Raw genomic sequence first — 6994 nt, 5'->3', positions numbered from 1 at the left:
GTCTTTACGGAGACCGGTTTCTAATTTGGCAATATCAGCCTTGGTGGCCGGCTGTTTGTTGAGATCGGCGACGCTTTTATTTGGTGTTTTCATGGTTTTTCCCCTTTTCGATAGTAAAGCCGGCCATACAAGAAAAGGCCCGTAAAGTTAGCGCCGTTCGGACGGGTTTAATGAATAATTCACCTTCTCCCTTCCCCCTCTCTTTTAAAATCAAGAGAGGGGGAAGCCGGAGGCAGGCTTGCGCTGAGCGTTGCACTGAGTTTATCAAAGTGCAGAGCCGAAGTGGGGTGAGTTCGGTGTCGGAACAGGCAAAGATAACGTTATAATGTAAAGCGGTAAGCGGATAAATCTGCTTTAAAAATTTGTGATGTCATATTACTACAAAACCATGCTGCTTGTCAAGACAATTCTACAAAAATTTTGCAAAAAGTTTCGGTGGGTATTATGAGCTTATCCTCAAATAACAATTTGGGCATAAACGGCTGCAAAACTGCCATACTACGTCACGCTCATTCACCGTATCGCTGTGGATACGCTTCACTCGCGTTCCTGGTCTGGCAGCTTTTCGCTCGTTTATGCTGACCCAAAGCTTATTTAAGGATAAACTCTATTGCGTTTTCCGCCGCTGCCAGCAAGACCATACGGGCGGATATGCCTATAACCGGCTTATGATTTCATTCATATATTTTTGCCTTTATGTTTTTAAAACATTGGGCCTAAAAATTAGAGGTTTGCGTAAAGCCCGCGGTCTAACCCAAGAACAATTAGCAGAAAAATGCAATCTTAGCGTCCATCACATCAGCGGCATGGGAAAGAGGCTTGCCTGCGCCTTCCATCGGCACATTGGAGAATTTGTCGGTTTCTTTGAAATGCTCCGATAAGAGACTTCTTTGAACTAACCCCAAAAAGAAAAAGAGCGAACAAGACCGTTCCATAGATAACCTGCTAAAATACCTTTACAAGGCAAAACCTTCTGCCATAAAGTTTATCACCTCACTAGCCAAAAGAATGAAAAACTCGGCAAATTGCTACTATTCGGTCTTTCTTCGGCGGACTACTTTCGCCTACGCTATCATGCTTAGCCGCTTCAAGCGCCATCCGCTTACGCTTTATATTGGGCTTCCTCTCCTCCACGCCTGCCCACGGCCCCGCTTGCCCCAGGCTTGCCCCAGCTTGCCCCGCAAAGCGGATCAGCCTTCCTCCTTCGTTCACACTACGGCGGACAGGTCGGCGGACATGTAAGGGCTGGGTTAAGGATGCCCATCGAAGATAAGCAAGGCCATTCATGGCCTTATGTCTACTATTGGTTCGGCTTACTTTGGCAAGCTCAGTACAAGTCGCTCACCACAAGTATCTGCTCCCATTAGTATGTTCTTTTTCTTTTTTGTGCCGCCCCTTCGTTTGCAAGGCAGGTTGGCTTGCTCAGGGCAGGCTCCATAAAAAGAACCAAAAAGAAAAAAGCTCGTTCAGCCTACGTAGCAGGCTGCTATAAAGTAAGCTACTTCGGCGAAGTTGGCTCGCGTAAAACCCGTGGTGAGCAGCGCCGAACCATTATCCGGGCCTTGCTTACGCTACAGCAGGCCCGCGTTGCGCTTCTCGTTGCCGGCGGGCTTGTCTGAACTCGGGCTTTTGCCAAGCCCTCAAACAGGCAGACAAGCCTTTATCGCCATCAACTGCGATGCTCACTGATAATTTTAACGCGACACCCGGGTTTGGAACCTGTTGATCAACATGTTCCCGAAGATGATTAGATAATCATTCAGCCCTCATTTAACATAATCTGTTTGCCTTGCTAAATTGTTGGTTTTATGCTATGCTTTTAGTTATTCTAAACACATGAAATTTATCGGGAACCCCGGAGCCCATGAAATATTTTCCTGCCATTCATGGCTTCCTTATAGTTAAGTTAAGCATTATCGGCATGGAGAAGCATATGAAATCTGTCTTGCTGGGCCTGGACCTTGGCGGCACCAACATCAAGGGGGTGCTACTGGACGCCAAAACGCTTAAACCTGTCCACCGGCTGCAAGTTCCCACCTCCGCCCGGCGCGGGGCCCGGGCCGTGATCGGCACCATGGCCGCAGCCATCCGGAAGTTGGTGGGATGGGCCGCCGCCAATAAAATGTCCGTGCGGGCCATCGGCATCGGCTCGGCCGGTCTGGTGAACAGGGGGACGGTCCGCAACTCTCCCAACTTGCCGGGCTGGCAGGACGCGGTGCCTTTGGAGCAACTGCTGAAAAATGAATTGAAGGGATTGAATGTCCCCCTGGCCATAGACAACGACGCCAACTGCTTTGTGCTGGCCGAGACTTTTTGCGGAGCGGTCAAAGGGTATCAGGATGTGGTCGGCCTGACTCTGGGCACCGGGGTGGGCGGCGGCATAGTGCTTGGAGGAAAGTTGTACCGCGGCTTCACCGGCGGCGCCGGGGAACTGGGCCACGTCAGCATAAAATACGACGGCCCCAGCTGTCTCTGCGGGAACAAGGGCTGTCTGGAGGCCATGGTGGGAGCCGGGGCTATAGTAAGACGCTATCGCTTCCTGAATTCAAAATTCAAAATTCAAAATTCAAAATTCACCGTGGTTGAAATATCGGTTCGGGCCAAAAGGGGCGAAGTTGCCGCCGTCAAAGCGTTGGCCGAGACAGGGATCCTGCTGGGGGTGGGCCTGGCCAATTACGTCAACATCTTCAACCCCCAGGCCATCGTAATCGGCGGAGGAGTGGCCCAGGCCGGAAAATATATTATGAAGCCAGTTGTCCGGGAAATGAAACAGCGGGCCATGCCCTATAATGCCCTTGGGGTGAAAGTCAAGCTTGCCCGGCTGGGGCCTTGGGCCGGGGCCATCGGGGCGGCCCTGTTGAATACTCCAGGTGTTATCCCAAAGTAATAATTTCTGGCGGTTGTCTTTTATTCTGATTTCGTTTTTTGCTTTTCCAAACCATCGGAGATAAATGGAATTTGACAATAACCGACATAAATACAAAGTAGCTAGATTATGGCTGGCCGGACAGGACACCGAGGCAGCGGGCGGATACTGGCCCTTTGCCCTGTTGAACAAGAAGGCCGACCTGCTGCAGACCCTGGGCGATTGGGAAAATGCCGAAATGGTCTACCAGAGCAACGTGGCTTGGCTGGAAAACGCCGGCCAGCTTGGCTATTTAACCGAGACCCAGAACCGCCTGGCCCAGTTATTGACAAATATGGGGAATTATGAAGCAGCCTTTGAGCTTTTCCGGAAATCGGGAGAAGATCCAAACCAAGAACCGTGATCCGGAAGGTCTGGGTCATACCTACGACGGCATCGCCGAGATCTACCACAACCAGGGCGACTACCCCCGGGCCATGGAATGCCTGCAGAAAGCCCTGGAGCTGGCCCGGAATAACGGCAACCGGGGCACGGTTTGCCGGGCCACCGGCAATATGGGCATCATCTATTACCAGATGGGCGAATACGAGAAGGCCATAGAATGCTATCAGAAAACGGCCGGGCTGGCCAAGGAGATGGGCGACGATGAAACGATGGTGGCGGCCCTCGGCAACATCGGGCTGATATATGAGGTGCAGGGCCGGCTGGAGAAAAGTATGGAGTATGCCCAACAGTACCTGACCCTGGCCCGCCAGCTGGGAAACCTCCAGATGGAAAGCTATGCCCTGTGCAACATCGGCACTATATATTTTGAGCTGGACGACTACATCAACGCGTTGCCGTGCTTTGAAAGATATCACCTGATCAGCCGGCAGATGGCCGACAAGCAGGGGCTGATCCTGGCCAGCGACAATTTGGGCACAGTATATCTGAACCGGGGGCAGTACGATCAAAGCCTGGAATATTTCAGCTTTGCCTTGGCCCTGGCCAAGGAACTGGGAAACAGGGAAAACCAGGGCCAAGTGCTGGGGCATTTGGGCGACTATTACAAACAACGGGAGGATTATACCCCGGCAATTGATTATTATGAACAGGCCATAAAAATCACCGGAACAATAAACAGCAAGTATTTTTTATGTTACGCCCTCTATCATCTGGCCGACCTTTTTTACCATCTGAAACGGTTTGCCGAATCCGGGGATTTAAACTCTAAAGCGCTGGCCATCGCCAGAGAGATTCAAAGCCGGGACGTAGTTTTTAATACCAGCCTTTTGGAAACCCTGCTGGCTTATCAACAAAAGCCAAGCCCGGGCGAATCAGATCTCACCGAACTTGAAAATTTAGCCATCAGGAACCGGGAGCGGGCTGAACTGTATTTTCACAAGTTCATTATGACAAAAACCGAAAAACACCGCCAAGAAGCGCTTAATTTGTATGTTAAAATATACGAAAAAACCAAAAATATTAAATATTTACAAAAAATTGAATTTTTAAACAATATTGGATAATCTCTTGAATAACATAAAGTTATAAAAACGACCTAAATGGTCGTTTTTTATTATATTAACATTATTAATATTTATATTAAAAATATTAATTTATCTCTTGACATATTCAATATTTTTTGTTATAATTAGAAAAACCACCAACTAAAAAGAAGACGTGCATTTGGATAAACTGCAAAGAATGATCTAACCTCCTGATAATGAAGTTGCTATAACATGCCCAAACAAACACCCAATATCTGCCCGGCCTGCCAGGGTCCAATGCATGTCTCGGAACTGCGGTGCTCCGGCTGCGACACCACCGTCCGGGGAGAGTTCCCCCTGTCCCCCCTGGGCAGCTTGACCGAAGACCAGCTGGATTTCATAAAGACCTTCATCCTGTCGCGGGGCAATATCAAGGAGGTGGAAAGCCGGCTGGGCATCTCTTACCCTACGGTCCGCAACAAGCTGGACGACGCCATCTCCGCCCTGTCCGGACAGGCTGCCCCGGCAATGAGCCGCTCGGAAGTGCTGGAGGCCTTGGAATTAGGAAAAATCAGCGCGGCCCAGGCCGTTGCACTGCTGGACAAGGCCAGGCAGTAAGGGCAGGTTTAAAACCTGCCCCAACAGACAACCGTCAGGGCACTTAACGTAAGGGCAATTCATGCGTCCGACGTAGCCGCTAAAGGCGGCGTAGTTGGATGAATTGTCCCAACCAATAGTAAGGGCCGATTTATCGGCCCCAACAGGAGACCGCCATGTCGGAAGAAACCATCAAAATACTTAAAATGCTGGAGGGCGGCAGGATCAGCTCTCAGGAAGCCGACTCGCTGTTGTCGGCTTTGAACAAGGGAAAACACTGTCGTGATCACCATCATTTGCGTGATGATATGACTGACCTGCATGATACCATCGGGCAGATAAACCCCGGAAAGATCGTGGCCGAGGCCATGGCCGGCGTCAGGGAAAGCCTTAAAGATCTGAAGGGCTTTCATATTGATGTTGATGGGATACACGGCTCGGAAAAGGCCGGGGAGGAAAAGGAAATAATCGTCCCCGCCGCCGGGATCACGGCCATATCCATCAGCCAGCTCCGCAGCGATTTCGAGATCATCGGAGCCGATACCGACCGGATCACCGTCAAAGCCGACATCCAGGTCTGGGCCGAAGACCAGGACGAAGCCAAAGAAAAACTCAAATCACTGGACATCAGCACCGAGAACGAGGGGGGTGTTTTGAGGATAAAGGTCGATGGCCCCCCCTGGACCAAGAAGCGCCGGGCCAAGGTGGATTTCACCATTGGGATGCCGAAACACCTGGCCGCTGAGATATCCTCGGCCAGCGGAGAGATCTCGGTCTGGAACCTGACGGGCGGATGCCGGCTCAACACCGCCTCCGGCGAAATAGAAATATCGGGCTGCCAAGGCGAGAACAATCTTTCCTCTGTCTCCGGTGACATAACAGCCAGCGGCTGCACCGAGGCCTCCCTGAAGATAAACACTGCCGGCGGCGATATCGGGATCAATGACTGTTCCGGCGGCCTGTCCTTTCAGACCGTCAGCGGAGACGTAAGCATTTCCCTGTCGGGAGATCTGCAGGGACAGACGGTAAGCGGCGACATCGATATCCGGACGGAAAAGATCGGCCAATTGAAGGTCAGCAGCACCAGCGGCGATATTCAGTTCCAAGGGCCGTTGGAGGAGGGATCACAGGCGGCCATTAACACCGTCTCGGGCGATGTTTCGCTGATCCTGGACAAGGGATCATCGGCGGTCATCGAGGCCGGCACGGTCAGCGGAGATATTGAATGTGAACCGGACCTGTCCGGGCTTCGTCAGGGCAACCGCAGCTTGTCGGGAAAATTGGGCGACGGCAAAGGCAGTCTGGACATCAAGACCGTCAGCGGCGACATAACAATATCTTAATTCCATAAACAGGAAAGGAAATTTAAAATGGAAAAATCCACCAGCAAAATGTTGCGTAAAATCTTGTGGGCCGGAGTTTTTATCGCCCTGGGCGTCGTCAGCCTGCTGGCCAATCACCAGGTTGTGGGCCGGAGTTTTTATCGCCCTGGGCGTCGTCAGCCTGCTGGCCAATCACCAGGTCCTGCCCTTTGACGTTTCTTTAAGGCTTGACTGGCCGGTGATATTCATCGTAATGGGCTTGTCCAAACTGATCGATTCAATTTAAATGGTTGCCACTGAAAAAGAACTTTTTACCACCAAAACAAACGAAAAACAGGAAAAATTTATTTTAGAGAATTTCGGGTGTTTAGGTGGCTTTACAGGGGAAACTTAAAAAAATAACAAGGAGGCCAAATGTTCTTTTATTACCAAAACCGCCCCCGCAAGATCCTGTGGGCTTTGTTCTGGATCGCTTTGGGATCCCTGCTGTTGCTTTCCAATTATGGGGTTTATTCCTTCCATTTCTCTTTCTCCCGGGACTGGCCGATATTGATTATCGCCTGGGGAGTAATGAAGGTGATAGACTCTTTTGCCTGGCGCAAGCCCAAAACCAACGGCTCGGCGCTGGAAAGCGAGGGGGACAAGCAGTCTCGGGAACAGATACTCAAGGCGGTAGAAAGCGGACAAATGTCGGCCGAGGAGGCCGCCCAACGGCTGAAGAACCTATAAACAATGTAAGG

8 protein-coding genes are annotated in these 6994 nt (G+C 50.9%); all 8 read left to right on the top strand.

Annotation, left to right across the window (positions count from 1 at the left end):
• Nucleotides 1-668 precede the first annotated feature (668 nt).
• The 8 genes from HY768_00040 (at nucleotide 669) to HY768_00005 (ending at nucleotide 6983) form a co-directional block, all read left to right on the top strand.
• Nucleotides 669-881: a helix-turn-helix transcriptional regulator gene (locus HY768_00040; protein ID MBI4725614.1), complete on the top strand. Its 213-nt coding sequence runs from the start codon at nucleotides 669-671 to the stop codon at nucleotides 879-881.
• A gap of 1052 nt (nucleotides 882-1933) precedes the next feature.
• Nucleotides 1934-2887 carry an ROK family protein gene (locus HY768_00035; protein MBI4725613.1) on the top strand — a complete coding sequence of 318 codons (954 nt, stop codon included), beginning with the start codon at nucleotides 1934-1936 and terminating at the stop codon, nucleotides 2885-2887.
• Between the two features lie 64 nt (nucleotides 2888-2951).
• Complete coding sequence (locus HY768_00030) at nucleotides 2952-3269, top strand: tetratricopeptide repeat protein (protein MBI4725612.1); 318 nt, start codon at nucleotides 2952-2954, stop codon at nucleotides 3267-3269.
• Entirely contained in the window at nucleotides 3211-4374 is a 1164-nt protein-coding gene (locus tag HY768_00025) for a tetratricopeptide repeat protein (protein MBI4725611.1), read from the top strand. The genes HY768_00030 and HY768_00025 overlap by 59 nt, the downstream gene beginning before the upstream one ends.
• A 213-nt stretch (nucleotides 4375-4587) precedes the next feature.
• Nucleotides 4588-4953 (top strand): DUF2089 domain-containing protein, encoded by a 366-nt coding sequence (locus HY768_00020; protein MBI4725610.1) that lies wholly within the window; start codon nucleotides 4588-4590, stop codon nucleotides 4951-4953.
• Nucleotides 4954-5108: 155 nt separating this feature from the next.
• Entirely contained in the window at nucleotides 5109-6275 is a 1167-nt protein-coding gene (locus HY768_00015) for a DUF4097 family beta strand repeat protein (GenBank protein ID MBI4725609.1), read from the top strand.
• Nucleotides 6276-6302: 27 nt separating this feature from the next.
• Nucleotides 6303-6467 carry a hypothetical protein gene (locus HY768_00010; protein MBI4725608.1) on the top strand — a complete coding sequence of 55 codons (165 nt, stop codon included), beginning with the start codon at nucleotides 6303-6305 and terminating at the stop codon, nucleotides 6465-6467.
• Between the two features lie 201 nt (nucleotides 6468-6668).
• Nucleotides 6669-6983 carry a hypothetical protein gene (locus tag HY768_00005; GenBank protein MBI4725607.1) on the top strand — a complete coding sequence of 105 codons (315 nt, stop codon included), beginning with the start codon at nucleotides 6669-6671 and terminating at the stop codon, nucleotides 6981-6983.
• The last annotated feature ends 11 nt before the right edge of the window (nucleotides 6984-6994 follow it).

This window comes from candidate division TA06 bacterium (assembly GCA_016208585.1).
Lineage (GTDB): Bacteria > Edwardsbacteria > AC1 > AC1 > EtOH8 > UBA5202.
Note: the sequence above shows the minus strand (reverse complement) of the source record. Positions and strands in the feature narration are given on the sequence as shown.

Excerpts from the sequence above, each read along its gene's own strand:
- HY768_00040 (MBI4725614.1), top strand. The coding sequence starts at position 669 with ATGATTTCATTCATATATTTTTGCCTTTATGTTTTTAAAACATTGGGC.
- HY768_00035 (MBI4725613.1), top strand. The coding sequence starts at position 1,934 with ATGAAATCTGTCTTGCTGGGCCTGGACCTTGGCGGCACCAACATCAAG.
- HY768_00030 (MBI4725612.1), top strand. The coding sequence starts at position 2,952 with ATGGAATTTGACAATAACCGACATAAATACAAAGTAGCTAGATTATGG.
- HY768_00025 (MBI4725611.1), top strand. The coding sequence starts at position 3,211 with ATGAAGCAGCCTTTGAGCTTTTCCGGAAATCGGGAGAAGATCCAAACC.
- HY768_00020 (MBI4725610.1), top strand. The coding sequence starts at position 4,588 with ATGCCCAAACAAACACCCAATATCTGCCCGGCCTGCCAGGGTCCAATG.
- HY768_00015 (MBI4725609.1), top strand. The coding sequence starts at position 5,109 with ATGTCGGAAGAAACCATCAAAATACTTAAAATGCTGGAGGGCGGCAGG.
- HY768_00010 (MBI4725608.1), top strand. The coding sequence starts at position 6,303 with ATGGAAAAATCCACCAGCAAAATGTTGCGTAAAATCTTGTGGGCCGGA.
- HY768_00005 (MBI4725607.1), top strand. The coding sequence starts at position 6,669 with ATGTTCTTTTATTACCAAAACCGCCCCCGCAAGATCCTGTGGGCTTTG.